The sequence below is a fragment of the Mycolicibacter sinensis genome (genome assembly GCF_001673565.1).
GTDB lineage: Bacteria > Actinomycetota > Actinomycetes > Mycobacteriales > Mycobacteriaceae > Mycobacterium > Mycobacterium sinense_C.
Genome location: NZ_LZMF01000126.1, coordinates 72,247 through 86,340, shown reverse-complemented (window position 1 = coordinate 86,340; position 14,094 = coordinate 72,247). Strand labels below are relative to the sequence as shown.

Below are 14,094 nucleotides of genomic sequence, written 5' to 3'. Positions count from 1 at the left end.
CACCGCAAGGGCCCCTTTGCCATGTCTTCAGCGTCGTGAGGTTTTTGTTCCTTGAACACTTTGACCAGGCTGCATCAGGCGCCCTCGCCGATGCTGCGGATGCTGGTCGGCGCGCTCTTGCTGGTGCTGACCTTCGCCGGCGGCTTCGCAGTCGCCAGTACCAAGACCGTCATGCTGGACGTCGACGGCACCCCGGTGACCGTGACCACGATGCGGTCGCGGGTGATCGACGTCGTCGCCGAGAACGGGTTCGACCTGGGCGAGCGTGACGACGTGACCCCGGCGCGCGACGCCCGGGTGCAGAACGCCGACACCATCGTGGTGCGGCGCAGCCGGCCGCTGCAGCTGTCCCTGGACGGCCGCGAGCCCCAGCAGGTCTGGACGACGGCGTTGTCCGTCGACGAGGCGCTGGCGCAACTGTCGATGACCGACACCGCACCGGCCGCGGCCTCGCGCGGCAGCCGCGTGCCGCTGGCGGGCATGGCGCTGCCGGTGCTCAGCGCCAAGAACGTCCGGATCGACGACGGCGGTGTGGTGCGCACGGTGCGCCTGGCCGCGCGCAACGTCAGCGAACTGCTGGCCGCCGACGGCACCCCGCTGGAACAGGCCGACAAGGTCAGCCCCGCGGCCTCGACCCCGGTCACCGAGGGCATGGAGATTCAGGTGACCCGCATCCGCGTCACCCACGTCACCGAGCGGGTGCCGCTGCCGCCGACGGCGCGGCGCGTCGAAGACCCGGAGATGAACATCAGCCGTCAGGTCGTGGAGGACCCCGGCACCCCGGGTACCCAGGACGTGACCTACTCGGTGGCCACCGTCAACGGCGCCGAGACCGGCCGGCTGCCGGTGTCCAACGCCGTGGTGGCTCCGGCCCGCGACTCGGTGCTGCGCGTCGGCGCCAAGCCGGGCACCGAGGTGCCGGAGTCGGTGTACGGCGCGGCGTGGGACCGCATCGCCAACTGTGAGTCGCACGGCAACTGGGCGATCAACACCGGCAACGGCTTCTACGGCGGGGTGCAGTTCGACTACGGCACCTGGATCGCCAACGGCGGGCTGAAGTATGCCCCGCGCGCCGACATGGCCACCCGCGAGGAGCAGATCGCGATCGCCGAGGTCACCCAGGCGCGGCAGGGCTGGGGCGCCTGGCCGGTGTGCAGCGGGAGACGCTGACCATCGGGCTGCTCGGGGCCGGCGACATCAGAGCCCTGGCGTCAGAACTCGACCTGCGGCCCCGTAAAGCGCTGGGCCAGAACTTCGTTCACGACGCCAACACCGTGCGCCGGATCGTCGCCGGTGCCGGTATCACCCCGGCCGACCACGTTCTGGAAGTCGGGCCCGGACTCGGATCGCTGACCCTGGCCCTGCTCGAGCACGGTCCCTCGGTCATCGCCGTCGAGAAGGATCCGGTGCTGGCACAGCGGCTGCCGGCAACCGTCGCCGAGCACGCACCCACAGACGCTGACCGCCTGGCGGTGCTGGGCCGCGACGTGTTGACCTTGCGCCGCGACGAGTTGGCCACCGCACCGACCGCGGTGGTGGCGAACCTGCCCTATAACGTCGCCGTCCCGGCGCTGTTGCACCTGCTGGCCGAGTTCGCCTCCATCCGCACCGTGATGGTGATGGTGCAGTTGGAGGTGGCCGAGCGGCTGGCCGCCGAGCCGGGCGGCAAGGACTACGGGGTGCCCAGCGCCAAGGCGCGGTTCTTCGGAGAGGTGCGCCGGTGCGGCACGGTGCCGCCGAGCGTGTTCTGGCCGGTGCCGCGGGTGAACTCCGGACTGGTGCGCATCGACCGGTATGACGCCGCGCCGTGGCCGGTCGACGACGCGTTCCGCCGGCAGGTCTTCGCGTTGATCGATGTCGCATTCGCCCAGCGCCGCAAGACCATTCGTAACGCGTTGGCCGAGTGGGCGGGATCGGGCGCGCAGTCCGCCCAGCGCCTGGAGGCGGCCGGGATCGACCCGGCGCGGCGCGGTGAGACCCTGTCGATCGCCGATTTCGTGCGTCTGCTTCAGGTTTCCGACGGTTCAGCGAGGCTCGACGGAGGAGAGGCGAAGCTGGGACCGCCGCATCAACCCGGCGGTTCAGCGAGGCTCGACGGAGGAGAGGCGAAGCTGGGACCGCCGCATCAACCCGGCGGTTCAGCGAGCACCCGGGACAGCTGACCGACGAACTCGGTGCAGGAGTCATAGCGCCGCGCCGGCAGTTTCGCCATCGCCCGCTCCACCACCACGTCGAGGGCCCGGCCGGCCGGACCGAACGCCGCCGAGACCGGCGGCGGCAGCCGCCGTAGGTGCGCATCCACCAGTTCGGGCGCGTTGTCGGCGGGGAAGGGCGGCGCTCCGGTGAGCAACTCGACCGCGGTGCAGGCCAACGCATATTCGTCGGTGGCGGCCGAGGGGGCTTTGCCGCACAGGATCTCTGGCGCGGTGTAGGGCAGTGAGACCTCGGGACTGCCCGGTCTGCGGGGCCGTGACCAGACGTCCTCGACGACGGCGTGGGCCGAGCCGAAGTCGGTCAGCACCGCCCCGGTACGCGGGAAGTCCGCGGGAACCAGGATATTGGCGGGTTTGACGTCGCAGTGCACGATGCCGCGGTGGTGGGCGTAGTCGAGGGCGTCGGCGATCTGGGCCAGCGCGGCCAGTTGATCCGGCAACGTCTGCAGGCCGGTCGATTTGCCGCCGTCGACGAACTGCATCGCCAGCCAGCACGGCCCATGGCGGTAGACCGTGATGACGTTCGGGTGGTCCAGGACGCGCGCGAACTCGAACTCGCGATCCAGCCGGGCCTGCTCCACGGGGGTGCGGTGCAATTCGTCGAGGATCTTCAGCGCCACCGGCGTGCCCGGGTCGTCCTCGGGATGATGAGCCCGATACACGCTGGCGTGCCCCCCGCGCCCGATCTCCCGGTCGATCAGGTAGCCGCCGAAGTCCCCGCCGGCCTCACCCATGTGCACCAGATTATGGCGACGGCACCGGCTTGGGCCTCGAAGCGCGCCAATCGGGCAACGGTGGCATGAAACTAAGAAAAAGATGATCAAACAGCTAAAAATCGATGACATTTCGCTGTTACCGAGTGATAATCGTCCCGTCGTCTTCCTGGGGAGGTTCGCCATGACCACGCTGTCCCGTCCTGACCTGCGCACGCTGGGCGCCGTGCCGCTGGCCGTCGCCGGCATGCTCGCACTCGGGATAGCGCCCGCGGTGGCGCCCGGGCCGGCCGCGAGCGCGGAAACCGTGGTGGCCCAAGCAACCTTGCTGGACACCGAGTCCTGGATCATGGGCGGAAGTGGTCTGCCGGTCCCGCCGCCGCAGTACCTGACGGCCCTCACCGAGCGGTTCCTGGACCCGGCGACGCCCAAGTTCGCCGGCCAGCCGCTGTTCCCGGTCGACGTCACCAATCCGCTGTTCACCCCGGAGGGGCTGTACCCGCTCACCGGCGTGAAGTCGCTGCCGCTGGACACCTCGCTGGACCAGGGCGTCGAGATCCTGCACCAGAAGATCATGGAAGAGACCGCCGCCGGCAATAACCTTGTCGTGCTGGGTTATTCGCAGAGTGGTGTCATCAACGCGCTGGAGATCAAGCAGCTGCTGAGCCTGCCCGAGGACCAGCGGCCGGGCGCCGACCAACTGTCCTTCGTGATGCTGGGCAGCCCCAGCACCCCCGATGGCGGCCTGCTGTCCCGCTTCGACCTGACCAGCATCAACCCGAACCTGCCGGAGCTGACGCTGCCCAGCCTGGGCGTCACCTTCAGCGGCGGCACCCCGGCCGACACCCCGTGGGAGACCGCGTTTTACACCCAGGAGTACGACGGCTTCGCCGACTTCCCCAAGTACCCGCTGAACTTCATATCCGACCTCAACGCCTTCATGGGCATCATGTACGTGCACGGCACCTACCCAACGCTGACCGACGCCCAGCTGGCGTCGGCCATCGAACTGCCGGTCAGCGACGACTACGCCGGCAACACGCGGTACTTCATGATCCCCACCGAGGACCTGCCGCTGCTGCAGCCGTTGCGGGGCAGCGGATTCGGCAACGCGATCGCCGACCTGCTGCAGCCGAGCCTGCGGGTGCTGGTCAACCTCGGTTACGGGGACATCGAGCACGGCTGGTCCCAGGGACCGGCCGATGTGTCCACCCCGTTCGGGGTGTTCCCGGACGTCAGCCTGCAAGACGTGTTCACCGCGCTGGTCAACGGCGCCCAGCAGGGGTGGACCGACTTCACCGACGACCTGCAGAACCTCTCGTCGGGCAGTGCGGCGGACTTGTGGAATTTCGACACGGGCGGCGCGGAGTTCGTCATGCCCAGCCTGACCGACATCGTCAACGCGTTCACCAGTGCCAGCGCGACCTTGTACAGCACGCTGCTGCCGACCGCCGACATCCTCAACTCCTTATTCACCACGCTGCCGGCCTACGCCACGACGCTGTTCGCCCAAGAGCTGGCCTCCGGTGACCTGCTCAACGCGATCGGGCTGCCGCTGGCGGCCAGCACCGGGCTGGTCACCATGGCGGCCGGCTTCGAGTTCATGGTCATGAGCAGTGCGCTGAGCTCGATCCAGGCCGACTTCGCCGACCTGTTCGGATAACCGCCCGCAGGTATGCACCCGCTAGTCTCATCGGCGTGACCGCATCCGACGGAAACGCCGCCACCGAGTGGTCCCCGACCGGGTCGGTCACCGTGCGGGTGCCGGGCAAGCTCAACCTCTACCTGGCCGTCGGTGACCGCCGCGATGACGGCTACCACGAGCTGACCACGGTGTTCCACGCCGTTTCGCTGGTCGACGAGGTGACCGTGCGCGACGCGGACGTGCTCTCGCTGCGGATCACCGGCGAGGGCGCCGACGTGCTGCCCACCGATGAGCGCAATCTGGCCTGGCAGGCCGCCGAGCTGATGGCCGAGCACGTCGGCCGGGCCCCCGATGTCGCGATCACCATCGACAAATCCATCCCGGTGGCCGGCGGTATGGCCGGCGGCAGCGCCGACGCCGCAGCAGTGCTGGTCGGGATGAACGTGCTCTGGGAGCTGGGCGTGCCGCGCCGCGACCTGCACGCCGTGGCCGCCCGGCTGGGCAGCGATGTGCCGTTCGCCCTGCACGGCGGCACCGCACTGGGCACCGGCCGCGGCGAAGAACTGGCGACGGTGCTCACCCGCGAGACGTTCCACTGGGTGCTGGTCTTCGCCGACGCCGGCCTGTCCACGCCCGCCGTCTTCGCCGAGCTGGACCGGCTGCGCGACACCGGGCGGACCCTGCCGGAGTTGGGCGAGTCCGAGCCGGTGCTGGCGGCGTTGGCCGCCGGCGACCCGCAGCAGCTGGCCGGGCTGCTCGGCAATGACCTGCAGGCGGCGGCGATCAGTCTCAATCCCGCGTTGCGGCGCACGCTGCGTGCCGGCGTGGAGGCCGGCGCGCTGGCGGGCATCGTGACCGGGTCCGGGCCGACGTGCGCGTTCCTGTGCGCCTCGGGCGCCTCGGCGGCCGATGTCGCCGTCGAGCTGGCCGCGCTCGGTGCGGGCCGTGCGGTACGGGTGGCCAGCGGCCCGGTCTACGGCGCCCGGGTGGTGCCGTCGTCAGTGACCGGAGTGTGACGGCGGCTCCAATGACGGCCAGGATTTGCCCCTCGATTAAGAGGAGTTTAAGATACAGCGCGGTGACTAGTTGCGGCCAGGACATCCCTGCCAACCAGAGGCGTGCCGATCTGGTGGGCCGCCCATTACGGTTTCGAGATGCAAACGCCACCGATTTGTGTGCGCGCGCCTCTCGCGAAGTGGTCTCCAGCAGGTGGAACATGAAATTTCAGCCCGTTGGCAAAGTACCGGTGCCGGCTAGGAGGCCGTCGTGAGCAGGTTTACCGACAACATGTTCCGCAGCGCACGCGAATCCACCAAGGGCATGGTCACCGGTGAGCCGCACGAGCCGGTCCGGCACACCTGGGCCGAAGTTCACGAGCGCGCTCGCCGCATCGCCGGCGGACTGGCCGCGGCCGGCGTCGGACCAGGCGATGCGGTCGGGGTGCTGGCCGGCGCCCCGGTGGAAATCGCCCCCACCGCGCAGGGTGTGTGGATCCGCGCCGCCAGCCTGACCATGCTGCACCAGCCCACCCCGCGCACCGACCTGGCGGTCTGGGCCGAAGACACCATGACCGTCGTCGACATGATCGACGCCAAGGCGGTGATCATCTCCGACCCGTTCCTGGCCGCGATGCCGGTGCTGCAGGAGAAGGGCCTGAAGGTCCTGACCGTCGCCGAGCTGCTGGTGGCCGACCCGATCGACCCGGTGGAGGCCGGCGAGGACGACCTGGCGCTGATGCAGTTGACGTCGGGATCGACGGGTTCGCCCAAGGCCGTGCAGATCACCCACCGCAACATCTACTCCAACGCCGAGGCGATGTTCATCAGCGCCGAGTACGACGTCGAGAAGGACGTCATGGTCAGTTGGCTGCCGTGCTTCCACGACATGGGCATGATCGGCTTCCTGACGGTGCCGATGTACTTCGGTGCCGAGCTGGTCAAGATCACCCCGATGGACTTCCTGCGCGACACGCTGCTGTGGGCCAAGCTGATCGACAAGTACAAGGGCACCATGACCGCGGCCCCGAACTTCGCCTACGCGCTGTTCGCCAAGCGGCTGCGCAAGCAGGCCACGCCGGGCCAGTTCGACCTGTCGACGCTGCGGTTCGCGCTGTCGGGCGCCGAACCGGTCGAGCCGGCCGACGTCGAGGACCTGATCGACGCCGGCAAGCCGTTCGGGCTCAGCCCGGCGGCGATCCTGCCCGCCTACGGGATGGCCGAGACGGTGCTGGCGGTGTCGTTCTCCAAGTGCGGAGCGGGACTGGTGGTCGACGAGGTCGATGCCGATCTGCTGGCCGCCCTGCGCCGCGCGGTGCCGGCCACCAAGGGCAACACCCGGCGGCTGGCCTCACTGGGACCGTTGCTGGAGGGCATCGAGATCCGGATCGTCGACGAGCACGGCGCCTCGTTGCCGCCGCGCGGGGTCGGCGTGATCCAGCTGCGTGGCGAGCCGGTGACCCCGGGTTATCTGACCATGGCGGGCTTCCTGCCGGCACAGGACGAGCACGGCTGGTACGACACCGGCGACCTGGGCTACCAGATGGAGGACGGCCACGTCGTGGTCTGCGGCCGCGTCAAGGACGTCATCATCATGGCCGGCCGCAACATCTACCCGACCGACATCGAGCGGGCCGCCGGCCGGGTCGATGGCGTGCGGCCGGGCTGCGCGGTCGCGGTGCGCCTGGACGCCGGGCACTCCCGCGAGACGTTCGCGGTCGCGGTGGAGTCCAACGCCTGGCAGGATCCCGCCGAGGTGCGCCGGATCGAGCATCAGGTGGCCCACGAGGTGGTCACCGAGGTCGACATGCGGCCCCGCAATGTGGTGGTGCTGGGGCCGGGCAGTATCCCCAAGACCCCGTCGGGCAAGTTGCGTCGGGCCAACTCTGTCGCCCTGGTCACCTAGTTTTTCCCGCGAGCAGACACGAAGGCCCCCAAATCGGTCGCGATTTAGGGGCCTTCGCTGGGGGTACCTCCCGCTTGCGGGGGACTGGTCGCGCAACTAAGGCCAGGCGTGCACGACGTTCTGCGCCGGCTCCAAGCCCAATTCGATCAGTAACTCGGTGGCGTCGGCGGCCTGCTCGCAGATCGTCGGCACCTCCTCGCGCTCACGGGAACCGAACGCCTGCAGCACGAACGCCGCCGGGTCCTGGCGCCCGGGCGGCCGGCCGATTCCCCAGCGGACGCGCTGAAATTCTTTGCTGCCCAACACCGTTGCGATGGAACGCAGCCCGTTGTGGCCGCCTTCGCCGCCGCCCTGCTTGAGCCGGATCCGGCCGAAGTCCAAGTCCAGATCGTCGTGGATCACCACCATGCCAGCCGGCGGCACCGAGTAGAACTTGGCCAGCGGACCCACCTGGCGGCCCGATTCGTTCATGTAGCAGCGCGGACGGGCCAGCACCACCGCACGTCCGCTCAGGCGCCCGGTCGCCACGTCGGCACCGGAGCGCTTGTGCAGCTTGAACCCCGAGCCGATCCGCTCGGCGAGCAGGTCGACGACCATGAAGCCCACGTTGTGCCGGGTGCGGGCGTAGTTCGGCCCCGGGTTGCCCAGGCCGACCACCAGTACCGGCGGTGACTCGGCCACGCTGTGCTCGGTCTACTCGGCCTCGGGGGCCGGGGCTGCGCCGCCTTCGGCGGCAGCTTCCGCACCTGCCTCTTCCTCCGACGGCTCCTCGACAACCTTGGGCTCGACCACGTTGACCAGCAGCAGCTCGGGGTCCGAGATCAGGCTCACGCCCTTGGGCAGCTCGAGCTCGCCGGCGGTGACCTGGGTGCCGGCCTCGGCGCCCTCGATCGAGATGGTCAGCTGCTCGGGAATCGACAGCGCCTCGGCCTCGATCTCCACCACGGTGGCATCCGACGTGACCAGGGTGCCGGGGAACGATTCGCCCTCGAGCACCACGTTGACCTCGACGATGACCTTCTCGCCACGCTTGACCACCAGCAGGTCGGCGTGCTGAATGGTGCGACGGATCGGGTGGATGTCCAGCGCCTTGGTCAGCGCCAGCTGCTCCTTGCCGTCGATGTCGAGGACGAGCACCGCGTTGGTGCCGGAGTTCCGCAGCACGGCCGCGTAGTCGTGGGCGGGCAGCTCCAGGTGCTGCGGCTCGGTGCCGTGGCCGTAGAGCACCGCGGGGACCTTGCCGTCGCGGCGGGCCCGGCGAGATGCGCCCTTACCGGTCTCGGAACGCACCGCGACGGTGAGCTGGTTGGTGGTCGGGGCCTTGGCCATCGTTACTCCTGTGGTTGCTACGGCGTGCAGGGGCACGGCCAGATCGCGACAACCACCCTAGGAGGTCCTCGCCGATAACGGCGGCCGAACTGGCCGCCCTCGCCGTGACGCCTGGTCAGGCTAGCGCACCAGCACCTCAGAGCGGAAATTGCACCCCGGTGAGCTGGGCGGACAGCTCCCACAGCGCGGCGGCGGTGGCGCCGCGCTTGGCGAGCAGGCTGCGGCCCACCGAGCCGGTGCGGCCGAGGAAGGCGAAACGCGGCCCGACGAAAGTGTTGCCGGACAGCTCCTGCGAAGCCGCATACAGGGTCTGGCGCGCACCGAAATCGGGGCTGGTGGCCAACAGGCCGTTGCCGATCGTGCGCATCAGCGCATCGCCGATCCGATTGCCGGTGTGGCCTTGCAGGTTGGTGCTCGAATACCCGGGGTGGGCGGCCAGCGCCAGCAGCGGTGAGCCGGCCGCCACCAGCCGGTGCTGCAGCTCGCTGGTGAACAGCAGATTGGCCAGCTTGGATTGGCCGTAGGCCAGCCAAGCCGAATACCGCCGCGACTCCCAATTCAGGTCTTTAAGGCTGATGTAGCCCATCTGGTGCATGAACGACGACACCGTCACCACCCGGTCGGTGAGCTTGGGCAACAACAGGTTGGTCAGCGCGAAGTGGCCCAGATGGTTGGTGCCGATCTGGCTCTCGAACCCGTCGACCGTGGTTGCGTAGGGCACCGCCATGATCCCGGCGTTGTTGATCAGCACGTCGACGGCCGGCGTCTCGTCGGCGAAGCGCCGCACTGAGGACAGGTCCGCCAGATCCAGGGCCCGCACCGTCACATCACCGGGCATGCCCGCCGCGGCGGCCTGACCTTTGGCGGTGTCGCGGACCGCCAGAGTGACGCCGGCTCCCGCCCGGGCCAGCTCGCGGGCGGTCACGGCGCCCAGTCCGCTGTTGGCACCGGTGACGATGACTGTGCGGCCGGAGAACGACGGGAGATCAGCGGCGGTCCATGCGGTCATGGCTGCAACCTTAATGACCGTCGCACGGCTCAGTGGCAGTTGTTGGTGTCGATCCAGCGGCCGTTGTAGCCGACGCACGTCTGCGGCGGGGGCGGCGGCGGTGGCGGCACGTCCTCGGGCAGCGGGGCGTAATAGGCCGGCGGCGGCGTGAGGTCGGTGCAGGTGCTGACATGGACGCGGCGGCCCACACCGACGCAGACGTCGGCGGCAGCGGTGCCGGCGGGCGTGATCACCGCGGCTCCCGGCAACGCGCCCAATGCCAGTGCTGCGGCGGCGCAGATCCGGCGGGGCATCACTGCCCCAGGAGGGGGGAATCGGCCTCGGGCAGTCCGCAGCGGCTGCGGAAATCGACCAGCGGCCGGCGGATGCCGAGCAGGTCGGCGTGTGCCTGCGGATTGCCGTCGAAGTAGTCGCGGACGGCGTCGGGCACCTCGTTACCGGGCCGGTCGTGCAGGCCGGTGTAGAACGCGTTGACGTCGGGATGGGCGAACAGGTAACCGGAGGTCGACGCGGCGACGCCGGCGGCCACGTCGGCGAGGTCGGCGGCGGTGCAGCCCGGCGGCGGGTCGGCCATCGCCGCCGACGGTGCCAACAGGCCTACGGCGAGTGCGGCCACGCCGACACCACAGCGCAGCACTGTCGAACGGATGGGGGCACGGGCCATGGCAGAACTCCCTTTCAGCTGGCCCGCTGCACGTTAGCAGCCGCAGACGCCGTGGGGGGTCACTTCGCGGCGACGGTGAACCCGTTCATGATCGCCTCGACGTCGGCGGCCTGTTTGGGCGCCTCGTCGTGGAGGCCGGTGATCGCCAACTGCACCAGGTAGCGCTGGTCGGCCGGTGCCGAGCCGGTGGCCATCACCATCCGGAACCAGCTGTGCAGGCGCTGACCGTTCATCTCGTAGGTGCCCTGCACCATCGACGACGGGAAGCCCTGGTAGTCCTCGTTGGAGGCGTCCAGCAGCCGGAACTTGGGCGACAGTTGGGCGTCGACCACACCATGCTTGATGGCCTCGTGCGAATCGAAGTTGCCGTCGAGTTTGACCGCGCTCAGGATCGCCCGTGGAAACGTCTCGCCCTTGCCGATGACCAGTGTGGTCTTCGGCAACGTCGGGCTGTCCTTCTTGGTCCAACCCGGCGGCGTCGGGATCGACACGGTCAGGTCGGTCAGTGCGTTCGGGGCCACCGCCTCGGCGGCTACCCCCTGGTCTTCCAGGTAACGTCCGACCGTCACCGGGGCCTGCGGTTCCTCCGACGTGGTGGTGGTGCTGCCGTTATCCCAAATAGATTGGTAGTCAGGCGTTTTGGTGCCGCAACCAGCCGCCGCTGCAGCCAGTGCCGCGCACGCCAGCGCTGCGGTGCACGCCAGGGCCGCCCGGCGGATCACAGGATCTCGCGGACCGCGTCAATCGGGCGGGCCAGCCGGGTTCCGTTGTCGGTGACGACGAACGGCCGCTGGATCAGAATGGGGTGGGCGGCCATCGCGTCGAGCAGTTCGTCGTCAGAGGCATCAGCCAGGTTCAGTTCGGCGTACACCGCCTCGCCGGTGCGCACCGCGTCGCGCACGCCGATGCCCGCGGCGCTGATCATCTCCGCCAGCTCCGCACGCGACGGAGGGTTCTTCAGGTACTCCACGATCGTCGGCTCGATACCGTTGTCGCGCAGCAGTTCCAGCGTCTTGCGCGAGGTGGAGCAGCGTGGGTTGTGGTAGATGGTCCCGTCGGTCATTCAGGCGTCTCCGTTGAAAAGTCCGGTGACCGAGCCGTTTTCGAACACCGCTCGGATGGTACTGGCCAGCAGCGGGGCGATCGAGAGCACGGTCAGCTGCGGGAATACCTTGTCCGCGGTGATCGGCAAGGTGTTGGTGACGATCACCTCGCAGGCACCGGAGTCCGCCAGCCGCTCGGCGGCCGGCTCGGACAGCACCCCGTGGGTGGCCGCGATGACGACGTCCTTGGCGCCGTCCTCGCGCAGCAGGTTCACCGCCGCCGCGATGGTGCCGCCGGTGTCGATCATGTCGTCGATCAGCACGCAGGTCTTACCGGCGACCTCACCGACGACGCGGTTCGACTTCACCTGGTTGGGCACCAGCGGGTCGCGGGTCTTGTGGATGAAAGCCAGCGGCACCCCGCCCAGCGAGTCCGCCCACTTCTCGGCGATGCGCACCCGGCCGGAGTCGGGGGAGACCACCACGATGTCGGAGTCGCTGTAGTTCTCCCTGATGTAGCCGATCAGCAGCGGCTGGGCGCGCATGTGGTCGACCGGGCCGTCGAAAAAGCCCTGGATCTGGTCGGTGTGCAGGTCCACCGTGACGATCCGGTCGGCGCCGGCGGTCTTGAGCAGGTCGGCCACCAGGCGAGCGGAGATCGGCTCGCGGCCCCGGTGCTTCTTGTCCTGGCGGGCATAGGGGTAGAACGGCAGGATCGCGGTGATCCGCTTGGCGCTGCCCCGCTTGAGTGCGTCGATCATGATCAGCTGTTCCATCAGCCACTGGTTCAGCGGCGCCGGATGGGACTGCAGCACGAAGGCGTCGCAGCCGCGCACCGACTCCTCGAAGCGCACGAAGATCTCGCCGTTGGCAAAGTCGCGGGCGGTCTGCGCTGTGACCGGGACGTCCAGCTCTTTGGCGACCTGATCAGCCAACTCCGGGTGCGAACGACCAGCGAAGAGCATCAGGTTTTTGCGGTTGTCTGTCCACTCGTGGCTCACGCGCTGCCCCCGCCGTCGGAGATCTGGGAAAATGGTCGAGTTAACTCGGGCCTTATGGTACGTAGCCCGACGTGTGATTTCGCCTCGGGTTGCCGCAACGCGACCAACCTCACGATGATCGATCCGGTTCATCGCCGCTCGCCTGGGCCTTTTCGGCCGCCTCGGCGGCGGGGCTGCCGGGGCGCTTGTGCTGCACCCAGTTCTCGATGTTGCGCTGCGGGCCGGCCGAGACCGCCAACGCACCCGGCGGCACGTCGTCGCGCACCACGGTGCCTGCGCCGGTGTAGGCACCGTCGCCGATGCTGACCGGCGCGACGAACATGGTGTCCGAGCCGGTGCGCACGTGCGAGCCGACCGTGGTCCGCCGCTTGTTCTGGCCGTCGTAGTTGACGAACACGCTGGACGCGCCGATGTTGGAGTGCTCGCCGATGTCGGCGTCGCCGACGTAGGTCAGGTGCGGGACCTTGGTCCCGGTGCCGATGGTGGAGTTCTTGGTCTCGACGAACGCGCCCAGCTTGGCGTCGGCGCCCAGTGCGGTACCGGGCCGCAGATAGCTGAACGGTCCGACCGCCGCCCCGGCTCCGATCGAGGAGGAGGCGGCGTGGCTGCGGATCACCGAGGCACCGTCGCCCACCGTGACGTCGGTCAGGGTGGTGTCCGGCCCGATCTCGCAGTGCGCCCCGATCCTGGTGGTGCCGAGCAGCTGGGTTCCGGGTGCGACGGTGGTGTCACGCCCGATGGTCACCTCCACGTCGATCCAGGTCGTGGCGGGGTCGACGACCGTGACACCGGCGCGTTGATGGGCGGCGATGAGCCGGCGGTTGAGTTCGGCGGCCAACGCGGCCAGCTGCACCCGGTCGTTGACGCCGGCGACCAGGGCGGCGTCGTCGACATGCCGGGCGTGCACTGCCTGGCCGTCCCCGCGCACGATGCCGATCACGTCGGTCAGGTACAGCTCGTGCTGGGCGTTGTCCGAGCCCAGCCGGCCCAGCGCTGAACGCAGCGGCGTGATGTCGAAGGCGTACACCCCGGCGTTGACCTCGCGGATCTCGCGCTGCGATTCGGTGGCGTCGGCCTGTTCGACGATCGCGGTCACCTCACCGTCTTGGGTATGCAAAATTCGCCCGTAACCGGTGGGGTCGGCCATCGTGGTGGTCAGTACGGTGACCGCGGCCGGGGCATTGCGGTGGGTGTCGACCAGCGTCGCCAAAGTGGCGCTGTCCAGCAGCGGTATGTCGCCGGAGGTGACGACGACGGTGCCCGCGAAGTCCTCCGGCAGCGCCGACAGGCCGCACAGCACCGCGTGCCCGGTGCCCAGCTGCTGGTCTTGCCGGGCGATGTCGATGCGGCAGTCCAGGGCCTGCGCCAGTTCGGCGACCGGGCCGGCGATGCGTTCGTGAGCGTGGCCCAGCACCACCACGAGATGGCGGGGGTTGATCCCGGCGGCCGCGCGCAGGCAATGCGACAGCATGCTGCGCCCGCCCAGGGTGTGCAGCACCTTGGGGGTGTCGGAGACCATCCGGGTTCCGGCGCCGGCCGCCAAGACCAGGACCGCCGATTCGACGTGGTTACCCAT

14 protein-coding genes and 1 pseudogene are annotated in these 14,094 nt (G+C 69.2%); 5 read left to right on the top strand and 10 right to left on the bottom strand.

What is annotated here, in order from left to right:
- The first annotated feature begins 51 nt into the window (after window positions 1-51).
- A complete protein-coding gene (locus A5648_RS17720) occupies window positions 52-1,170 on the top strand; it encodes a resuscitation-promoting factor (RefSeq protein ID WP_065025785.1) in 1,119 nt (372 codons plus the stop codon).
- A pseudogene (gene rsmA, locus A5648_RS17715) lies at window positions 1,143-2,018 on the top strand (16S rRNA (adenine(1518)-N(6)/adenine(1519)-N(6))-dimethyltransferase RsmA); the annotation flags it as partial. The gene A5648_RS17720 and the pseudogene rsmA, both read left to right, overlap by 28 nt.
- A 107-nt stretch (window positions 2,019-2,125) precedes the next feature.
- Here rsmA and A5648_RS17710 read toward each other — a convergent pair.
- Window positions 2,126-2,947: a serine/threonine-protein kinase gene (locus tag A5648_RS17710; protein ID WP_065025784.1), complete on the bottom strand. Its 822-nt coding sequence runs from the start codon at window positions 2,945-2,947 to the stop codon at window positions 2,126-2,128.
- 163 nt (window positions 2,948-3,110) lie between these two features.
- Between A5648_RS17710 and A5648_RS17705 the strand changes: the two genes are divergently transcribed.
- The 3 genes from A5648_RS17705 to A5648_RS17695 all read left to right on the top strand — a co-directional run bounded on the left by A5648_RS17705 (window position 3,111) and on the right by A5648_RS17695 (window position 7,472).
- Complete coding sequence (locus A5648_RS17705) at window positions 3,111-4,589, top strand: PE-PPE domain-containing protein (protein ID WP_065025783.1); 1,479 nt, start codon at window positions 3,111-3,113, stop codon at window positions 4,587-4,589.
- Between the two features lie 35 nt (window positions 4,590-4,624).
- Window positions 4,625-5,587, top strand: coding sequence for a 4-(cytidine 5'-diphospho)-2-C-methyl-D-erythritol kinase (locus tag A5648_RS17700; RefSeq protein ID WP_065025782.1), 963 nt, complete (start codon window positions 4,625-4,627; stop codon window positions 5,585-5,587).
- Between the two features lie 250 nt (window positions 5,588-5,837).
- Window positions 5,838-7,472, top strand: coding sequence for a fatty acyl-AMP ligase (locus tag A5648_RS17695; protein WP_065025781.1), 1,635 nt, complete (start codon window positions 5,838-5,840; stop codon window positions 7,470-7,472).
- A 96-nt stretch (window positions 7,473-7,568) separates the two neighbouring features.
- Here A5648_RS17695 and pth read toward each other — a convergent pair whose 3' ends face one another.
- The 9 genes from pth to glmU all read right to left on the bottom strand — a co-directional run bounded on the left by pth (window position 7,569) and on the right by glmU (window position 14,094).
- A complete protein-coding gene (pth, locus tag A5648_RS17690) occupies window positions 7,569-8,153 on the bottom strand; it encodes an aminoacyl-tRNA hydrolase (RefSeq protein ID WP_065025780.1) in 585 nt (194 codons plus the stop codon).
- 12 nt (window positions 8,154-8,165) lie between these two features.
- Entirely contained in the window at window positions 8,166-8,801 is a 636-nt protein-coding gene (locus tag A5648_RS17685) for a 50S ribosomal protein L25/general stress protein Ctc (RefSeq protein WP_065025779.1), read from the bottom strand.
- A 136-nt stretch (window positions 8,802-8,937) separates the two neighbouring features.
- Window positions 8,938-9,810, bottom strand: coding sequence for an oxidoreductase (locus tag A5648_RS17680; protein ID WP_065025778.1), 873 nt, complete (start codon window positions 9,808-9,810; stop codon window positions 8,938-8,940).
- A gap of 29 nt (window positions 9,811-9,839) precedes the next feature.
- Entirely contained in the window at window positions 9,840-10,103 is a 264-nt protein-coding gene (locus A5648_RS17675) for a hypothetical protein (protein ID WP_065025777.1), read from the bottom strand.
- Window positions 10,103-10,474 (bottom strand): heme-binding protein, encoded by a 372-nt coding sequence (locus A5648_RS17670; protein ID WP_065025776.1) that lies wholly within the window; start codon window positions 10,472-10,474, stop codon window positions 10,103-10,105. The genes A5648_RS17675 and A5648_RS17670 overlap by 1 nt, the downstream gene beginning before the upstream one ends.
- Window positions 10,475-10,533: 59 nt before the next feature.
- Entirely contained in the window at window positions 10,534-11,196 is a 663-nt protein-coding gene (locus A5648_RS17665; RefSeq protein ID WP_082966563.1) for an LpqN/LpqT family lipoprotein, read from the bottom strand.
- On the bottom strand, window positions 11,193-11,537 hold the full coding sequence (gene arsC / locus A5648_RS17660; protein ID WP_064855050.1) for an arsenate reductase (glutaredoxin): 345 nt from the start codon (window positions 11,535-11,537) through the stop codon (window positions 11,193-11,195). The genes A5648_RS17665 and arsC overlap by 4 nt, the downstream gene beginning before the upstream one ends.
- Window positions 11,538-12,518 (bottom strand): ribose-phosphate diphosphokinase, encoded by a 981-nt coding sequence (locus A5648_RS17655; RefSeq protein WP_065025775.1) that lies wholly within the window; start codon window positions 12,516-12,518, stop codon window positions 11,538-11,540.
- A 109-nt stretch (window positions 12,519-12,627) separates the two neighbouring features.
- Window positions 12,628-14,094, bottom strand: a complete 1,467-nt coding sequence (gene glmU, locus A5648_RS17650) for a bifunctional UDP-N-acetylglucosamine diphosphorylase/glucosamine-1-phosphate N-acetyltransferase GlmU (protein WP_065025871.1) — start codon at window positions 14,092-14,094, stop codon at window positions 12,628-12,630.